General features: G+C 44.9%; 13 protein-coding genes and 1 pseudogene. 3 read left to right on the forward strand and 11 right to left on the reverse strand.

The annotated features are described in order from the left end of the window. Positions 1-41 precede the first annotated feature (41 nt). From IEY53_RS24460 to IEY53_RS24470, 3 genes are all read right to left on the reverse strand, one after another. Entirely contained in the window at positions 42-3,869 is a 3,828-nt protein-coding gene (locus IEY53_RS24460) for an NHL repeat-containing protein (RefSeq protein ID WP_189029679.1), read from the reverse strand. 123 nt (positions 3,870-3,992) lie between these two features. Beyond that, positions 3,993-5,000 (reverse strand): zinc-dependent alcohol dehydrogenase, encoded by a 1,008-nt coding sequence (locus IEY53_RS24465; RefSeq protein ID WP_189029681.1) that lies wholly within the window; start codon positions 4,998-5,000, stop codon positions 3,993-3,995. Positions 5,001-5,426: 426 nt separating this feature from the next. Further along, positions 5,427-6,212 carry an AraC family transcriptional regulator gene (locus IEY53_RS24470; protein WP_189029683.1) on the reverse strand — a complete coding sequence of 262 codons (786 nt, stop codon included), beginning with the start codon at positions 6,210-6,212 and terminating at the stop codon, positions 5,427-5,429. 217 nt (positions 6,213-6,429) lie between these two features. Between IEY53_RS24470 and IEY53_RS24475 the strand changes: the two genes are divergently transcribed. Further along, positions 6,430-8,958, forward strand: a complete 2,529-nt coding sequence (locus tag IEY53_RS24475; protein WP_189029685.1) for an Ig-like domain-containing protein — start codon at positions 6,430-6,432, stop codon at positions 8,956-8,958. A 267-nt stretch (positions 8,959-9,225) separates the two neighbouring features. On the opposite strand, the gene IEY53_RS24480 is transcribed toward IEY53_RS24475, so the two are convergent. The 3 genes from IEY53_RS24480 to IEY53_RS24490 all read right to left on the reverse strand — a co-directional run bounded on the left by IEY53_RS24480 (position 9,226) and on the right by IEY53_RS24490 (position 11,562). Beyond that, positions 9,226-9,846: a hypothetical protein gene (locus IEY53_RS24480; protein WP_189029687.1), complete on the reverse strand. Its 621-nt coding sequence runs from the start codon at positions 9,844-9,846 to the stop codon at positions 9,226-9,228. A gap of 68 nt (positions 9,847-9,914) precedes the next feature. Continuing rightward, positions 9,915-10,661: a MerR family transcriptional regulator gene (locus tag IEY53_RS24485; protein WP_189029689.1), complete on the reverse strand. Its 747-nt coding sequence runs from the start codon at positions 10,659-10,661 to the stop codon at positions 9,915-9,917. Further along, on the reverse strand, positions 10,636-11,562 hold the full coding sequence (locus tag IEY53_RS24490) for a DUF2268 domain-containing putative Zn-dependent protease (RefSeq protein ID WP_189029691.1): 927 nt from the start codon (positions 11,560-11,562) through the stop codon (positions 10,636-10,638). The genes IEY53_RS24485 and IEY53_RS24490 overlap by 26 nt, the downstream gene beginning before the upstream one ends. Positions 11,563-11,883: 321 nt before the next feature. Between IEY53_RS24490 and IEY53_RS24495 the strand changes: the two genes are divergently transcribed. Further along, positions 11,884-12,939, forward strand: a complete 1,056-nt coding sequence (locus tag IEY53_RS24495; RefSeq protein WP_189029693.1) for an ankyrin repeat domain-containing protein — start codon at positions 11,884-11,886, stop codon at positions 12,937-12,939. Positions 12,940-12,969: 30 nt separating this feature from the next. Here IEY53_RS24495 and IEY53_RS24500 read toward each other — a convergent pair whose 3' ends face one another. The 4 genes from IEY53_RS24500 to IEY53_RS24515 all read right to left on the reverse strand — a co-directional run bounded on the left by IEY53_RS24500 (position 12,970) and on the right by IEY53_RS24515 (position 17,195). Next, on the reverse strand, positions 12,970-13,629 hold the full coding sequence (locus IEY53_RS24500) for a DUF4386 domain-containing protein (RefSeq protein WP_189029695.1): 660 nt from the start codon (positions 13,627-13,629) through the stop codon (positions 12,970-12,972). Between the two features lie 65 nt (positions 13,630-13,694). Then, positions 13,695-15,836: a helix-turn-helix transcriptional regulator gene (locus IEY53_RS35310; RefSeq protein WP_444544133.1), complete on the reverse strand. Its 2,142-nt coding sequence runs from the start codon at positions 15,834-15,836 to the stop codon at positions 13,695-13,697. A 151-nt stretch (positions 15,837-15,987) separates the two neighbouring features. Further along, positions 15,988-16,542: a hypothetical protein gene (locus IEY53_RS24510; protein WP_189029696.1), complete on the reverse strand. Its 555-nt coding sequence runs from the start codon at positions 16,540-16,542 to the stop codon at positions 15,988-15,990. Positions 16,543-16,715: 173 nt separating this feature from the next. Continuing rightward, positions 16,716-17,195 carry a GNAT family N-acetyltransferase gene (locus tag IEY53_RS24515; RefSeq protein WP_189029698.1) on the reverse strand — a complete coding sequence of 160 codons (480 nt, stop codon included), beginning with the start codon at positions 17,193-17,195 and terminating at the stop codon, positions 16,716-16,718. A 333-nt stretch (positions 17,196-17,528) separates the two neighbouring features. Between IEY53_RS24515 and IEY53_RS24520 the strand changes: the two are divergent. Next, positions 17,529-17,783: pseudogene (locus IEY53_RS24520) on the forward strand (IS110 family transposase); the annotation flags it as partial. A gap of 57 nt (positions 17,784-17,840) precedes the next feature. On the opposite strand, the gene IEY53_RS36155 reads toward IEY53_RS24520, so the two are convergent. After that, complete coding sequence (locus tag IEY53_RS36155) at positions 17,841-18,095, reverse strand: hypothetical protein (RefSeq protein WP_373293923.1); 255 nt, start codon at positions 18,093-18,095, stop codon at positions 17,841-17,843. Between the last annotated feature and the right edge of the window lie 281 nt (positions 18,096-18,376).

Here is an 18,376-nt window from a genome sequence, read left to right on the forward strand (position 1 = left end):
CTTGACGGATGGGGCGTCGGTATTTTGTTGTATCTATGGAATCATCGGCTGCCAAACCACTTCTGCCCTAGTGCCTCATAGAAAGGAGTACCTTGGGTATTCGAGCCCTGCCATATCTGAAGTGAAACGACTTTCTGTTGTTGGCCGATCATCAGCCTGATCGTGTAGGGTACTCCGCTTTCGTCCTTAGCCTGACCCTGTAGAAAAACGCTATTGGATGCTGTAACCAACCATTGAACCTGATCCAGCTCCAGATTTAATCCCTTTGGTTCTACATGAATCTTCACTATGCGTTGAGATGATTCAACATCCAGATCCCAATCGGCTTCAATATGCACTTTCTTTGCAACACTGCCCAACTCGGCATTGCCTTCGGCAATAGTGAACCATCCCCCAAATTCCACCCTATTATCACCTGGGCTATAAACGGCAAGTGTAGAGACTGACTCCGCTTTCCCATATCTGCTATTCGTCAACAGCTCCGTCTTCACCTGATATAATCCCGCTGGAAGTTGTACATTCGTTGCAATATTGCCTGAGACATCTGTCTCGTATACGGTCTGAAGCACCGGTGTGTCGTATGCCTCTAGCGTTCCATCCGGATTCATCTTCGAGATCGTAAATTGAATGGGCAGCCCGGCTATAGATCCTAACTCTTCATCATCCTGTGATACATGTGCTGACAGATTAAAATTCCCTTCCGAAACGGCTGCAGGACCTGTATATGCAACTGATGCTGCTTCACGTTTGACAGTTAGGCTTCCTTTCCCTTCACTCTCTCCGGTAAAAGTATTATCATCCCGTTGGAAGACAGCTTGCACATCATAAACAGCCTCTTCAGCATTATCCGGCACATCTTGACTTACTAAATAGGACAATACTGCAACGCCTTCGGCATTCGTTGAAGCATTACCTATTACTTCTCCGCCGACCGAGAACTGCACGGAATGATCTTCGAGCGGATGCCCTTGAAGATTCGTCAGTGTCGCTCTCAAATTCGTGGTATCGCTGTAGGTGGCCTCCGATACGGTATCAAGAGTAAGCGAAGTGCCCTGGTAAACAGTAATTCCGATTGTGTTCGTTCTAACGGTCTTGCCACCTAAGGTGATATCAGCGTATACATTTGCTGTCCCCGCCTTTAGTGCTTTGACCTGACCATACACAGCAGACACGACGGTCGGGTCGCTGCTGGTAAAAGTAACTATTCCTCCAGCCATGACGGCAGGCAGTCCATTGGCTAAAACGCCGGAACTGATAACTGGCTCACTTTGCCCCTGTTCCAGCGTAACTCTCGCCATCGTTATAGAAGCTTGGGCCAGCGGAACTGGCAGTTTGTATAAGTTTGGCCCAGACGCATAGTAGATGCTTCCGTCCACACCTAAGTCCACGAGGTTCGTTTGTGTCTCCACAAGCTTACGTGATTTCATGGAGATAGGATCGATTACCGTAACATAACGGGCAATGTTCGTATACAGCAAGCCATCTTGCCCCCAGCGTAAATAAAAGGCCCGCCAAGGGCTGCCACCGCTCGCATTCGGGTAAAAAAGCTTGCTTTTCATAACCTCATTAGTATCAGGGTCTAAAGCATAAATCGCATAAATCTGCCCTCCTTGCCCGTCACTTCCCCAGGCACCGCCCCATAACAGTCCATCGGGACCAAAAGACAGTCCGCCTAGCAATCTTGGAGACGTCAAGCCTGGAATTGCAGGTACAAACTCATCCAGTTTGGTTTCTGTCGCTACATCCCATTTGAATAGTTTGGCTGACGTTGCCGTCGCTTTTGAGCCGAGTCCTCCTTCAATAGACGTGCCTCCATAGACAACCCCGTTTTTATATGCAAGTGCAATGATACTTTGATCTTGAACGACATTACGAGTCGACGTCCATGTATTCGCAGTTTCATCATAGATGGTTAAGCTACCACCCAGACTCCCGTAGCCTGGTATAGTACCGATGAATAACTTATTATCGCCGGAAGCCATCGCATATGGGCGATCTTGCCCTTCCGGAATCGTATTTACGAGACCTGGGTTATTCGTTGGCAATGCCCCATAGATATAAGGCTGGCTTGCATCGTAACGGTAAATCCGTGCTCCAGAGTAAGCGCCAAAATAGGCTTTTCCGTTCAAGAAACCGATCTCCTCTATTTGATGCGGAGAATCAGAATTAGACATCTGCATATCGTATTTCTGATTGGTTTGATCAAATATACTCAGTCCATCTATGAAACCGCCCAGATACAGCTTTCCATCGGGTCCTGCTGCGAGACTTTGGATATTGACACCGTCTTTTACCACAGGGACTTGGCGGGTTATTAAAGAATCGTCTGTCGGATTATAGAGGGTATATTGTCCATTCTCGTATAAAGCTGCTAATACTTGGCTGCCGTCAGGCAACGTGATCCAATTCATCGCTTTCGTTCCGATTTCAGGCAGCTTGATCTCTGGAGCAACAGCCTGCACGGAATTGGTTTCGACATTATAAGTCCATAACGTGTGTGAATATTTATTATGGTAATATAGCAGTTTGGAATCATAAGGTGACGGAGGTGATATTTTGCCGTCGAATGCCTCAAGCGAAGTATTCGGCACTTTCTTAATCACCTCATATGTCTGACCGTCCGCGACGGCAAGCGAGGTACCGTGGGTAATGTATAGAAGTCCATTGAAGGGAGAAATATTGTGTACAAAATCGTCAGTACCGGTGAACGGCATGGGGATCTCTATCTTTTCCCCCGTAGTTCTGTCCATACGTATTAAGTGTTTTTTTGAGCCGATTCCGACATACAAGTACTGTTCCGTAACCCCGGCTCCCCGAGCATATTGCTCCTTATCGTGCATGCTGCCCAGATCTATAAACCTGCCATTCGCAATATTGTATGAAAATACTTTAGAGTTTGGGTAGGTGGAACCATAGATGAGCCCATCTGAACTTGCATCTAGATCCCATACGAAATTATTAGAAGGATTATTCCCGATCAGCGTGATCTTTTGAAGAATAGGGTCATATTGCCAAAAGCTTTGATTGGCTGTAGCGGAAAAGTAGACTTTGTTATCCGACCCGACCGTTACCGCCCAGGTTTCTGTTGTACCGGGAACTTGTTCGGAGAAGTTGACGTGTCCGGTAACCGCATCTACCGCATAAAACGTCCCCGGGGCACCATTGGCCACGAAGTATAACTCCCCGTTCCCTATCGCTCCCCCCAAAGTTGTTCCCGAAAGAGTCGCTTTACCCAGATTAACAGGTGTGCCATACGTGAACGGCAACGTCAGCGTGTCATTCACTTTCTTCGTGAAGGAAATGTCGTCAAAATAAGCTTTACTGAGCGTAGCCGCACCGGAATACAACAAGATTTTCGCCGTAGCCGCTTTAGCTGGTGCAATTCCCTCTACTTTTATGGGCTTCCATGTATTCAGCGGACTAGTATAAGAAACGGTAGATTGCCCTCTTTCAATTCCTGATGAATCATAGAATTTGATGTATAGAATGACACCTCCCCCGGTTATCAATTTAACGTTAGCTTTCGCTTCATACAGGCCGTCCTCTTCTATAGTTATAGCAGGGGTGATCACAGCAACGGGGTTTGTACTGCTGGTGTCATTAATCAGGAGACTGGACAATCCGCTGTTCTGTTCTTCCTGGCTTACCGATATAGAGCCCGTTGGCGTACCCGGAAACAACCCCCATCCAGGAATACTTGCGCCGGAGGCAGGATCTTCAAATCCGGAATTAGGCACGGGAATATTTTCTACCGCCTCAGTGGCCTGAACGTTGGCAGGCAAGTAAAAAGTTAAGCAGAGCACAACTAAAAATCCTAACAGCCATCTGGAAAACGCGATTCTTTCAACCCTAGAAATAACCATTCTCATCATCCCTTTTTCTGAATTCTACCTTGCAGGTAGTGTGCCTGGAGATTAGAGTGACTAAAGTTCTTCCGAATCGAAATCGCTTTCATTTTATATTGTAAACAAAGCAGTACTAGTTGTAAGAGATTACACCTTTCCATAATCAATGAGGACGCCCAGTACATCCCGCGGTGACTTACTAAGCATTTCGTAAGCTTCTGTCATGGACAGTAACGACAATTCATGTGTGATAAGTCTTTGGATAGAAATCCGTTGTTCTGCGAGTAAGCGAATATATTCCGCCATATTGCGTCCTTCCGTCCAACGCACATATCCAATTGGATAATCAACACCCTTACTTTCATAACTTTCGTGATACCGCCCAGGCCCACCAGCACGTGAAATGAGAATCTGTGCCTCTTTGGCAAACATTAACTCTCGGTCAAAATCCATTTTGACATCGCCTACAATAATGATTCTCCCTCTGTCGCGAATCCAACGCAGTGCCTGATCGATCATACCCGAATTGGCGCCATTTGCGCAGATAACGACGGCATCAACTCCTTGATGCTGGTCTAACGAGACAACAGCTCTGCTTACATCTTCCACTTGGTCATACACCTGTGCACTGATGGCTTCCGAAAGCTTGGTGCAGCGTTCTGCCAACAGATCAAACCCGATGACCCTGTTACCCGATATATCAGCAATTCGGCCTGCGATTTGACCTAATATCCCGAGTCCAACTACAACAACTGATTCTCCAAAACGTAAATCGGCTTGCCGAAGTGCGTGAATAGCAATCGCACCAAGCCCGACAAATGCTGCGTCTTTCGATGTACATGTGTCAGGAAGCGGAACAACTAAATGCTTAGGCACAGCCAATATTTCCGCATGTCTGGTATATGGAGAACCGTAACAAGCGACACGCTGTCCTTTCTGCACATGAGTGACACCCTCCCCGATTTCCCTGACAACTCCCATTGCGCTGTAACCAAGCTGAATGGGATTCTCGGACTTGATGTTTTTCAGAAGTAGTTCCGTTCCCGAACTGATAGCAGAATAGATGGTTTCTACACTCACGTAATTTGCCTCAACTAAAGGTTCATCGATATCCAGGATTTCAACCTTGCCTTTCAAGGAAATGACAGATTTCATTTCAGCCCACCTTCCTTATTGGTTCATATCTGGTTCATACAACAGATGTTATGAGATAAACTTAGTAAAGTCAAACATTATTTTCATATTTATGTCCAAATATTGAACGAATGTTTTTAGATAAGCACTAAATAAGAACCAGTTGAATGGAGTTTAGTTCCCCGTGAATGGGTACATCTCCTTGTCTCAACCTGCGCAAAACAAAAAATCCGCACACCGCGCGGATTTCAATCAATTCGAATACACCTTTGTTAAAGTCATCTTCAAACTTGCCGGTATATCTAGGTGCATCTGGACTTGAATAGCCAGGCTAGGATCACTTTTGTCATAAGCCTCGGCAATAAGGTCTCCTGCTTTAGTACCGTGGGCATCGTTTTTATTCTCTTCGAACCACACATCTATTTATCCATCTTTGTAAAGATTATATCATGTGGTGGTAAAACCCTTTCGGCGGAACTCATTGGGGGTTATCCCATATTCCTTTTTAAAAACACGATAGAAAGAACGCAAACTGTTGAATCCGGAATCAAACGCGATATTTGTGACCGGCTGGGTAGTAGATAACAACAACATGTGAGCAAAGGCTGCCCGCTGCCCATTGATGTAATCTCGGAATGAGATGTGGAACTGTTCAGAAAAGATCCGGGAAATAATAGATTTGCTGATGCCAAGGTCTCTTGAAAGCGCATCCAGATTTATGTGATCTAAAAAATGAATGTCGATATAAGCAAGAACTTTTGGAATGAGATCGATTTCTTTCTTGTAGTCTACTTTTTTCATTAACAATAACGGCAGAGCATGCCCTAATATTACAGAGGTGTACGCCTTGAGCAAACGAATGTCACATTGTTCTTTATATAGTTTATATAAGGTTGTCAGGAGGTCTGGAAGTACCTGATGCTTGGGGATAACAGGGTTGTCCGGGACCTGATTAAGCAAATCCCCCGCAAAATCTCCCGGAAATACGGCATCAAAAAAGATCAGCAGGATCTGGTTCTTCTCTATGGTGTTGTAGCTGTGAGGTTGATTGGAGAAAATGACCGCCATGTCTCCTTCAGACAAAACATAATCTTTTCCATTGATGTTGATATTGATTTTGCCGGACAACACCAGCGTGATCTCTACATTTTTATGTAAATGAAGAGGATAGGTGTTATTGGTAGAAATAAAGGAATGAAACGCCTGGTCACGATGCTGATATTTAATATTCATATCTTCCTCCCCTCTATACAAAGAACATAATATGGAATTACTCATTAGTGCAAGAACCAAAAAGCAATAGTTGGCACAAAAAATATTTTTTTTGGCAGGTAAATACGTTCTTAAAGTTTTAAAGTATTAGCAGTAGCAACAACATCTGACCGGAAGGAGGAAGTATAACAGGATCACAATCTAGTGATAAGGCTGTATCCATGTTATACGACAAAAGATGAAATGGAACAGTAAAGGAATCAGCAAGGTTTCAGTTGTTTTCTTGAGTATTTCGGTAGCGTTTTCATTATTAATAAGCCAGCCTCTTGATGCCGCGGGACAGGCAAATGGAGAACAGACTTTTTCAGGTGCCCCAATCGTTGCGTTTCCCGGTGCGGAAGGCGGAGGCGCCTATGCAAGCGGTGGCCGGGGAGGCGACGTATATATCGTAACAACCCTTGAAGATTACGCTGTAAATGACAAACCGATTGAAGGGTCGCTTCGGTATGGGATTTTATCTACGCCTACAGAGGGACGTACGATTGTTTTCCATGTTTCCGGAACGATTGAACTGCAAAGCACTCTACGGCTCAACAATATTAAAAACCTGACCATCGCTGGGCAAACCGCCCCAGGCAACGGAATTACCCTTGCGGGTTGGGATACCAATATCAGCGATTCGGAAAACATCATCATCCGGTATATCTCTTTCCGTCCGGGTGCCGCCAATGTATATAGCGGCAGTGATTCCATGGATGCGCTTTGGGGCAGGGACAACAACTACTTCCTCATTGACCATTGTTCCTTCAGTTGGAATACGGATGAAACGCTATCCTTATACAGAGGCGAAAACGGGACGATCCAGTGGTCAATCATTTCGGAAAGTCTGACTCTTTCCGGGCATTCCAAAGGAAGACATGGCTACGGCGGTATTGCAGGCGGAGATAAAACAACGTTCCATCACAATCTGTATGCGAACCATACCTCGCGGAACCCAAGGCTGGGCGGCGGTTATGCAGGTGCTGCGGATGCAGATCATGTGGCGGTTGTTCAGTTCTCCAACAATGTAATTTACAACTGGGGCTTTAACGGCACTTATGGCGGAGGTTTTACTTTCACTAATTTTATGAACAATATTGAAATTGCCGGTCCTGGTACAAGAGATAACGTGACTCAAAGGGTCATTGATGCAGGAGAATCCACGAAGCTGGGCGGTTTCTACATCAACGGGAACAGAATTAACGGCAAGCTTACAGGATGGCTGAATGAATCTTCAGATTATGTGAAATTCTCCGGTGTCAACAGTGGTGATCAAATGACGACCTTTGCAACCAAACCATATCTTTCGGCGGACAGTACAGGAGTAAATCACGGTATTACCAATAAAGCATTTGATGATTACGTAAATTCCGGCATACAACATGCGAATGAACCGCTACTGCGAAGCATTCTGCAACAAGCTGGAGCTACCTATCCGCGTCGCGACGCTATCGATGCAAGAATTGTGGCGGAAGTAGAGCAAGACTTGGGAAGATTTATCAACACTGAACATGAGGTCGGGGGTTACATCTCGGACTTTGGCGTCGCTCTGGAACAGCGTGATGATCCATTTGACACTAATCACAACGGCATAGACGACAAGTGGGAACAGAAGAATAACATCCGGGACATCACGGATGCATATAAGACGGTTACAGACAGCGGTTATACCTGGCTTGAACTTTATATTAACGGTCTTGTTGATATGGAACACGCAGCCGAAAACCCTGACGCTAAGCTTTTGGCACCAGAAAACAATGCACAATTTATTTCAGGGAAAGAGATCGAAGTTAACATCAAAGCTTCTTCCAAATTCGGCCACAAAATAAAGAAAGTTGCTGTATATCATGGATCTGAATATCTTGGGGATGCAGTGAAGAAAGGCAGCACTTACACGTATACTATCAAGGGATTAGAGGATGCTTCACACTATATTTCTGCAAGAGTGACGGATACAAAAGGAAATGAGACACAGACCACCGCTGCCAACATCCATGTCAATACGAATCCCTCTGCCCTCGCTGGCGAAGGCTGGACATCCACAGATATCGGCGACCCGGACATTAAAGGTTCCGGAAGCCTGACAGACGATGTGATCACCGTTAAAGGTAACGGAAAAATCGGTATAAGTGAAGGCAGCACGGAACGCTCAGAGGGTTACAATGCTGCCAAAGACGACTTTCACTTCGTGTATAAGGAAATGGACGGAGATATGGAGTTTACCGCGAAGCTTGCGGAGATTGGAGCCGTTGACAACCACGCCTTCACAGGACTGATGATTCGCGACGACTTAAAAATAGACAGTGCCGCTGCGGCCCTTGGCCTCTCCTATGTGAAGTTGTCTAAAGATACCAGCTGGTCATCCTATCTGGCGGGAAGAAATCATAAGGGCGAAGAGTTTGATGAATTAACTGAAACTTTAGACAGCCCTTCTGCCGCTGAAAAGGCTGGCATTCACCTTGTTCCGGATATACCGTTCAAGATTAATGGTGTGGAACAAGGGTATTGGTTCAAACTTGGCCGTAAGGGAGATACGTTCTATGCTTATGGATCAACAGACGGAAAAGATTGGACGCTGATCGGCGAGCGGACTATCGTTATGAAAGGTTCGGTATATGTCGGATTTGCCGTTGACAGCAATGATGCTGCAAATGAGATTGAGCAACTGAACTATGCAAAGTTCTCCAATATTACAGTGGAGAATAGATTTACAGCAATAGACGACTAGGCTTGTCGGGGAATGGTTTGAGTAGAACACCCACACAGCAGCTGGTAAAGCAGTTGCCGTGTGGGTGTGTTTATTAAGTTGTTGCGTATTAGCATTTATAGCCCCCCTTTTCATCAGCGATTTAACGCTTTTATCTCTTCAAGAACTCCATCATTTTAGATTAGTCCTGAACGTTTATTTTCCGCCCGTTAGTTGATGCTTTTCTTTTGATTCAACCGGATCGTCGGGCCGGCTGCCGTAGGTAGTATCTTTATTTAGATCTATTGTTTAGCGTAAATCCATAAGAATTCGTTTCGCATAAGAATCCCAGTCTGCTTCATCTGTTTTTATCTCTAAGGTTGGAATCAATGATTGTTTCGTAGACATTCGAAGTTTTTCTTGATTTTCTAAAAACTTTTCACATGCTTCAGTAGCAGTAGACTCTCCTATTACATATGACTTCCAAGCTTCACCGCGACTTTCAATAAACCTAGGCTCAACAGCATCTTGGGACAAGGTTAAGAGTACACATTGTGCATTCATCCTGGATAGACGTTTTTCAAGCCACTCAATCTCTCGAGAGGCTTCAAATGCAGCCCTATGATTTGCATGAAACCTCTCTAAAAGAAACAATATACCGTTCGATGATTTTGAATGACCAAGAGAGTTAATCCAATCGTATTGTTGTTCAAGATAATCAACATGACGACTTAGAAGTGAAATATGTTCATCCTTATCCATGGATCTTAAGACACCTTGATATGAATGCAATACTTGCGAATAGTGTTCACTTATTGCAATTATAGTATTTTCACTATTCTGTATTTGACTATGTAATCTCTTTATTGCAGAAAATACTGATGTTTTTCCTGCGGTAGACATCCCTTCGATAATTACTCCCGAAATCATCTTCATACTCTCCTATGCTTTTTATTATTCTGCACGCTTAGTTCAATCAAAAGCAGCCATTGAGATGTTTACCGATTGATATTATGCATGATTGCATCGTAAAGAAAATCTGCTAAATCCTCATTGCTATATTGATTAAAATAGTTTTTGAATCGTACATCGAATTTGTAGGTATTGGCAATGCAAGCCAGTAACTCTGCATCACATGTCATGAATTGCATTAGATTTTTTTTCCACTCTTCAATTAATCGCTGAACTTCATCGGAGGAAGGATCCTGATCGACACAAGACGCAATTTGTTTGAATATTTCCTCCATGGATTGAAAACGTTCCTCTTTATCATCTAGTGATAATTTTTCCAATGTTTCATTAAACTCTTTATACGTTTCTGTTTCACCATAAATGAATCTTGCCTCATTTGCATATTGTTCTTTCAATGGCAAAACGGAAGAACTACTGAAGATTTGCAAATTACTAATATCATTCCCCGAAACGTATTCATCGAGAGCTACCATGATTGTTTCTAGTCTTTGTTTTCTCGATAATAAGGTTTGTCTCTGCTTCTTTAATATTTGTTTCTGTTCTTGTCTGGTCAGCTTTAAAATGCCGGCAATTTCTTTCAAGGAAAAATCCAATTCCTTTAAGAACAAAATAGTTTGAAGTTTTTCCAAACTGCTTCGATCATATAGGCGATACCCTTTTTCCGTCAGGTGTGTCGGTTTAAATAAATGAATTCTATCGTAATAATGCAGGGTCCGACCTGTAATGCCTGTAATCTGAACAATATCTTTAATAGCTAATAATGGTTTCTTCATCCCAAAATCCTTTTACTTCGTCTAGTATTTGAGCAGCAGGTGTTACTGTGGCCTCAAAGATCGTTTTTCCTGTTTTTCTTAAATAATATTGGATTAAATAATATCCGCAAGCGTAGCCAGCGCTAAAAGGCATATTGACCGGTTTAAAGTTTTGAAGTTTCGCGATCTCGTCACCGTAAAGATACGGAGCAAATTTATCAAATCCGGTTAATTGCAATTGCTCTCTAAGCACAGGCTTTATGCGCCTGTTAAGTGTTTCTGCGTTTGTTTTCGTTACCCAAGGGCCGAGCAATTTTTCTCCAAACATGAACGTAGCATAGTTTTCAGCTAAACCTTCACTCACAATTAACTCGCCCAAATTAACGGTGTGATCCCACTTAATAAATTGATATCGCACATTATGGTTGCATTCGTGCGCCAGCGCAGCCTTCATTCTAGGAATCGTATACTCATTTGGCATAAGTGTACACATGATAAACCCAGGAATGCCCCCAAAGCCGCTATATCCTTCGTTTATTGCTAAGGAACGGCTTTCCGGATTCCCTAGTTGAATGGTAAACAAATATTCGGATACGGGGAGACTTATTTCATGTTCTATAAATAGACGGAGGCTTTTCCTTACAGCGTGCTCACACTCTAACCAAAAAGAATCTGACGAAATCATCTCTACCTCAGGTGAAATCTGCTGGGTAATCTGATCAGGGGACCGATTCATCATACTATTAAACGTAATGACGTCAAAACCATTCGCTTCTTCAGCTCTAAAAGGGATCTGTTGAATTTGCCATTGTTTCATAAAGGGAGCCATCATTTCGTTTCTGAATAATTCAAGCTTTTCCTCGGGCGAAGCTTGGGCAATTTTTTGATAAATTTGGTCTGAACGCAATGTTTTTATGTTCATATCTTTCACTCCTAGTTATGTATTTATAGAGTGAATTATGTACTATGACCTAACGTCATAGTCAAGAACTTTGGATCAAAATAATGAAAAACCAATTCATATACAGCAAACTTAGGCATTTGCCTGTCCATTTTGGGCTCACGTAGTTTGAGCGAAAGGTTGGTGGGTAAATATAGGTTTCTAGGCTACTTGGCTTCAATCGGTCTTCTCGTCAGGTCAGAAAGTCTCTTCCTGCATGAATTAGTGTTCAATTCTCCTGTATGATAAACTTGCAAGAAGTTATCTGCTATTTATCTATTAATAAGGGAGCGGAAAAATGATATGGGCAAAAAGAAAAAAACATTACCCGCCAATTTTGACGAGCTGGTTAAAACGAATGATATATCTGCCTTAAAAGAGGTATTTGAGCTATGCGAATGGGATGCCCGCGGGGGTTACAGCAAAGGTACCGCCCTCAGCTTCCGGCAAATACCGGATGAAATGGTTCGCTGGCTTGTGGAGCAGGGGGCTGACATCAACGCTGCCGACAACTATAAGCGCACCCCTCTTCATGCCCAGGCTGCAACCTGGTCCGGAAATACCCCCTTACTTCTTGAGCTAGGCGCGGATCTGGAAGCCCTGGATTACCAGAATGAGACACCGCTGCACTCAGCAGCAGCTTCTTACCGGACCAAAGCAGTGCGGGATCTGGTGGTCCGCGGTGCAAATGTCCATGCAGAAAATAAGCGGAAAAACACCCCCCTCGCCAAAGGATTATTGCAATGCCGGAATATCGATATCGTCCACATGGCAGAAATCTCGGGAATTATGCTGGATGCCGGAGCAGCAATCACGCCGGAGATGAAGGAATCCGTGCGGCGAATCGGCAAGGATTTTGAATTCGTCAGAACAAATTACAATAAAGATCATCTGGATGAAACTGCAAATGCTCTCCTGGAGCTGTACCGGCAATTTGATGTCGAGCCTATAGCGAAACTGGAGAGACATGATGGAATCTCTCCCATCAAGGTAACGGCAGCCGCCTGGCCCGCACAATACCAGGAGCTGTGGGATGTTCTCGTCCCTGCTTCAGGACACGCGAAAACGGTGCAGGGAGAGGTTATCCGCATCACAGGGCGGGTGTCTCATGAAATACTCAATAACGGCGGGGGAAACTGGGATGCCGATTACCGTAAAATGCTGGATGCACTGATCCGGCATTTGAGCATGGGGACGCCTTTAGCACCCGTTTTTCTTCAGGAGGCAGCTGCACTCGCCAACCGGTTCCGCAACATCGCTGGCAATGAGCAACCTGCCAGATTAAGCGAGCTGGCGGTGCAATGGGTACTTGCCAATCCTCAGCCCATTTCTATGACTCAACCCGATTATTCCCGTTAAGTCTTTTATAAGAGAAGATTAGTTGATAAATCAAGATTTCTCCGCACGCGGATTAAGTCCCTTAACCATGAGCCAGAGCGGAAGTACAATTTCAAATATTGCCCCTGGAATATACAGAACGGTTCCGGTGTCACGACCGGTGATCGCCAGACAACTGCTTGTTAACAACCCGGCATACCCGATGAAACCGATAACGGACAAAACTCGCGGAACCAACTTTGACTGGTAGAGAACATAACATAATATCAAGCTACCTAAGCTCAGCACGATCATAGCCAGTTCAAAGAGCATAAAATGAGCTTCTACCGCTAAATTTGCTACCGTTTGGAGGTAAGAACGGCCTGAAGCTTCCGCCGATGTAAAATTTTCGCTCAACGTGATGAGTGAAATTGGAAAGATTAAACTGATAATTAGGATCGCAGACTCGATTATCCGGGAACCGAAGTACCCTAACGCAAACGCCTCGTTATATTTTTTTAAATCAGGGTACAGCAGCATCGCAATCCCCACAACCGCTATAGCGTTGATCAACTCCAACAACAATCCCGCGACTACTTTTGATCGGTCCAAATATAAAAACTCTAGAAATTCGGACCGCAGAAGAACGGGATTCAGAAACCCGCTCCCTATCATGTAGGCGCCCGTCGACACCAGAAAAAGTGCCCCTGCCATCCTTGCATTCCTATTCATGCTTATCTCCCCTTAACTCGTGTTACAAGGATTATAGCTAAGGGGCATTGGGGCCAGTAGACACTTTAGTGTGGTTTATGTGGGTTCGGGAGCAAATTCAACGCATGGGCACACGCGATCGCTTCCGTACGTCTTTGCACTTGAAGTTTCTCAAAAATTCTGCGATTATGCCCCTTGACTGTGTCCACGGCCAAGAAGAGTTGCGCACCGATGTCCCGGTTGGAAAGTCCCTTGGCGATAAGCGCTAGCACCTCAAGTTCTCGTTGGCTGAGCGGCTCAATCAGGTTGCCCTTCAGTCCGGGTTGGAGATCCATCCGTACACGCTCCAGACCAGCCTGCGCTTCATGAAGAGACGGAAGCGGCAGATCTCCGGCTAGCCGAAGAGCCTCTTCGTAACATTCCCCCGCCAAACCGGGCCGATTGTCCGCTTCCTCTATTTGACCAAGTCCGATCAGAGACAGGACAGCCATCGGTTTATGGCCCATCATGTGGCTGTACGAAACAACTTCGTTATAGGCCTTTCGAGCTCCGGCATAGTCTCTCCGCCGTTGGCACGCCACGCCTAACATCCATGCAGCCGATGTCCTAACAGAGAGATTATCCTGACGGAGATGTTCTAACGCGCGGATTGACTGGGAAATGACTTGGTCTATCTCGTGGGTTTCTTCTACCGATGCATCCTTTACAGGGGCAATCAGCCCGATAAGGTCATCGGTCTTATCGTCATGCTCCGTCATCTGCATGGACGCTTCGGCTGCCTGTAATTTTAGATTGGCCCCATTAGGCTTTACGGCCATCATCAACGAGATCACTGCAGCCCGAGTTGCAGCAATCAGTCCGATCAAGTCTCTAACGCGGACGTCCTGCCGGGCGCCCTCCAGCGCTGCCTCCGCTGCCCGCAGCTTGTGTTCGACGTGCGTCGGCTTACCCGTTATCAACAAAACTGAACCATACATCACCCACAACGCTGGTCTTGCATCCAGTTCCGTGGCAGGCATCGACTCCAGCCATTTCAGCGAAAATCCTGCTGCCCCGCGAAGATGCAGCGGCATCCCATTGCCTTCAAGCAGTCGTGTGGCGCGTTCAACATCAGCCGATTCTACGGCATGACGGAAGGCTTCGATCTCAAAGCCTTCATTTTCATACCACGTACTTGCTCGGCTATGCAATTCCGCGATACCGCTTCCGTCGAGACTATCCTGCAACCGTCTCTGCAATGATTCGGCAAACAAGTGATGGTAGCGATACCACCGTCGTTCATGGTCCAAGGGAATGACGAACAAGTTCTGGCGTTCAAGATCAAGTAGGCGTTGCTTGCCTGACACCGCGGGATCGGACAGAACAGCATCGCATAGAGAACCGCACAGACGGTCAAGGATGGAGGTCCTTACCAAAAAGGTCTGAATGGCTTCCGGTTGCCGTTGCAGGACCTCTTCTACCAAATAATCAAGCACAAAATGATGGCTGCCAGCGATAGACTGAATGAACCGGCCGGTACCATAATCACCCTGTATAGAGACCGCAGCCAACTGCAGGCCGGCAATCCAGCCTTCAGTACGTGATGCCAACGCGTCTATTTTGTCCGGGGGCAGGTTAAGTCCCATGACTCCGTTTAGAAATCCTTCGACTTCACTGGAAGTAAACCCCAAGTCTGTTGCGCGTAACTCTGTTAACTGGTCTCGAACCCGTAATCGGGCTAATGGAATAAGCGGATCCTCGCGGGTAATCATTACCAGGTGGATATGTGCGGGAAGATGGTCAAGCAGGAATGAAACGGCCTCGTCGATGGGCTTCGATTTCACTACATGATAATCATCAAGAACGAGTATGAAAGGAGCCATGGCCGCGGCATCCTTAAGAAGCGCTGCTAGAATCGACTCCGTAGGCGGCAGCCCAGGAGATTGAAGCACAGCGAGCACGCCTTCCCCGATCTTCTCCTCAAGAGTCTGCAGGGATGTGATGAAACAGGCCAGAAAGCGCGTAAGTTCATTGTCTCCTTCCTCTAGCGACAACCATGCGCAAGGCCGCCCGCTATCGGCGATCCATTCGCCAATCAATGTTGTTTTCCCATAACCGGCGGGCGCGGAGATAAGGGTCAATTTGCGATGCAAACCATGTCGAAGCTTATCGATTAACCGTTTACGGAGAACCGTATTGGACCGAAGTGGCGGAATATTAAATTTGGTGTTTAGGATGGGTATAGACATAATCATATCTTACCACCAGATGTTTCCACCATCAATCAGCATGCCACTTGTCCGGCATTCACACTATCCTGCCTGTTAGTTGAACAAATAAAAAACGGCTGCCGAAGCAACCGCTATTCCACTATAGTTACCGGTTAGTTTAATGAGAAATCTACTTCAAATCACTAAAGTAATCTACGTAATATCCTTCAGAATCCCAATAATCTTCATATTCCTTATAAATATCGATAATCTTCTCTTTAGGTGTCCAGCAACGTTCAAGAAGCCAATTCATTATATAATCGATATCTTTATTTTTATCCTCCCAAATAAAGTCTAGAATACCTGATTCTTTGGAGCCATTGTCTGGCACATAAATGGCATAGGTTGATGAAAAATAACTGGCTAAATCGAATGTAACTTTCTTTAAATAAAGCTGGAGCTCCTCATCTAGGAGAAAACTTCTCCATCTTATATAATGATGAAAATAACATACCTTTTCCGAGAAAGTAAATTCCATTCCGCAAGGTCCACTGATTTCCACAGTGCCACCAATTCCTTTATGAACCGTCCAAGGCTTCCCCTTATCCTTAGGGTTATGTGGGAGCAGGAGGTTAATGAATTCATTTATGTGTTTTAATGATCTAGAATTTAGTGCATGACATAATATTTGAATTTCATCTCTATTTAACTTATGGCCTAAGAAAGCCGTAAAATTCGTCCCCATTTTCTTCCCCTCCCTTAAATCAATTTCAAGAATTCCTTAAATAAGAAGGACACTAAAGCAAGTACAGCTCCTGACAACTCAATTTTAACACATATTGGAACTAAACCTTCCCGAGGGAGCGTAATGCGTATTGAAACAAATTTGATGAGAGCTTTTATGCTAGATTTTTTCGGTTAGAGCTTTAGCACAGTTACATGCTCATTATCGTTTATCACCTCACCGGTATCACAAAATCCAAAACTTTCATAGAGCTTTTTAGCAACTATGTTCTCGTCTACATATGGTATCCAACAATACTGAGCATGTCCTGCTGGGAATGTGCGTAGGTGTTCCAATATTTTTCTCATAGCTTTCTTACCATAGCCCTGTTTCTGGTATTGTTCACTTATCATAAAGCGCAAAATGCAGTAATTGTTATTAGCGATATTCGGAACCTCATAACCAGTAATCCCATAAACAATCATAACAAAACCCACCATCTCTTCATTAGCATAAATGGCGAAGGGAAGTGGGCATCCCCCGTTGGAATCAAGAATATAACATGAAGCAATACTTGAGAGATTGGTTGCAACAAAACGGGATTGGTAATCTGCAACTTTTAACTTAAATAACTCACGTCTATTTTCTAATGTGATTTTACGAAGTGAAATCATGAATATCTACCCTTTCAAAATCTTTAATTTCGCTCAACTTACAAATTATACCACAGCTATATTATGTTAATCTGCCCGTTCGTATTTTGAGATCAACCAGTTCTTTCTGGTTGATCCTTTTTTCATTTGCATAGAGGATTAAGGTAGCCTGGTCGAACGTACCTGCCCGTGGGACTTGATCCCGAGCGCTATAGTGTTCGCCCCTACTTGTCATGACCATGATTGAGGCTGGTTGGGACGTAAGATCCCGTATAACAAGCGATGCTATGGAGCGACAAGAAGAACCTTAGGGGATGCCGGTAAATCTACATCTACAGGGAGAGATGAGATGAAATGAATCCAGTTGTCGGTCTAGATATTTCAAAAGAAGAAAGTCATGGACAAGCCTTTTTAGCGCGCGGAAAGCCCTACAGAGGGACATTCCACTTCGAGCACACTCGCGATGGCCTAGCAAATCTCCATCAAGTTTTGAAGGATATTGAGAATGCATCCAAACTACGTTACAAAGGCGTCTTTGGAGCTATGTATTCCCGTATTTCACTACGGTTTTTAAGTGAATTTCCAACCTCATATTCAGTTTTGCAGACGGCCACCTCCTTCTCAATTTCTAACCTTTACTAGTGTGACAACGACTTCGTCAATGAACTATCGTTTCCCGTTAGCCACACATGCAGCGCAAGCGCAGCACCACAGATGATGAAAGTACGCCGTAGTATACTTCTGATTCAGCAGATAGTACCTCTTGCCGTCGCGCTGAATCCATGCCGCTGTTGTCTCTGCCGGAAGATCTTGGGGCTGGAGCTTCTCGGCGTTGTACTCTGATACAGCCGTCTGCCCAAGACCCGGCAACGAAACGTATTTACGAACCCATACGTAGGTGCGGCCATTCTCCTTCGTCACGAAGCTGATCATTGTATTCCCGTTCGTACTCCGGAATGTACCGTCTACCGAATACTCGTAGATCTGGATGGATTATCGGATGGCTGCTCCGAAGTAACGGACAGGACGCCGCCTTCGGTAATCTCTATGTTCGTCGTTGTACTGGTTGCCCCATAGATTCCCGAATCTGCATCACGGACTCCGGCTTATCAGCCTTTACCGGCGTGCCGTATGATTTCTTAGGCTTGAATTCAGCAATTGTCCCTTTCTCCTTCAGCGCCTGAAGCAAGATTTCGTTCGCC

Source organism: Paenibacillus albidus (genome assembly GCF_014644435.1).
Classification (GTDB): Bacteria; Bacillota; Bacilli; order Paenibacillales; family Paenibacillaceae; genus Paenibacillus_AQ; species Paenibacillus_AQ albidus.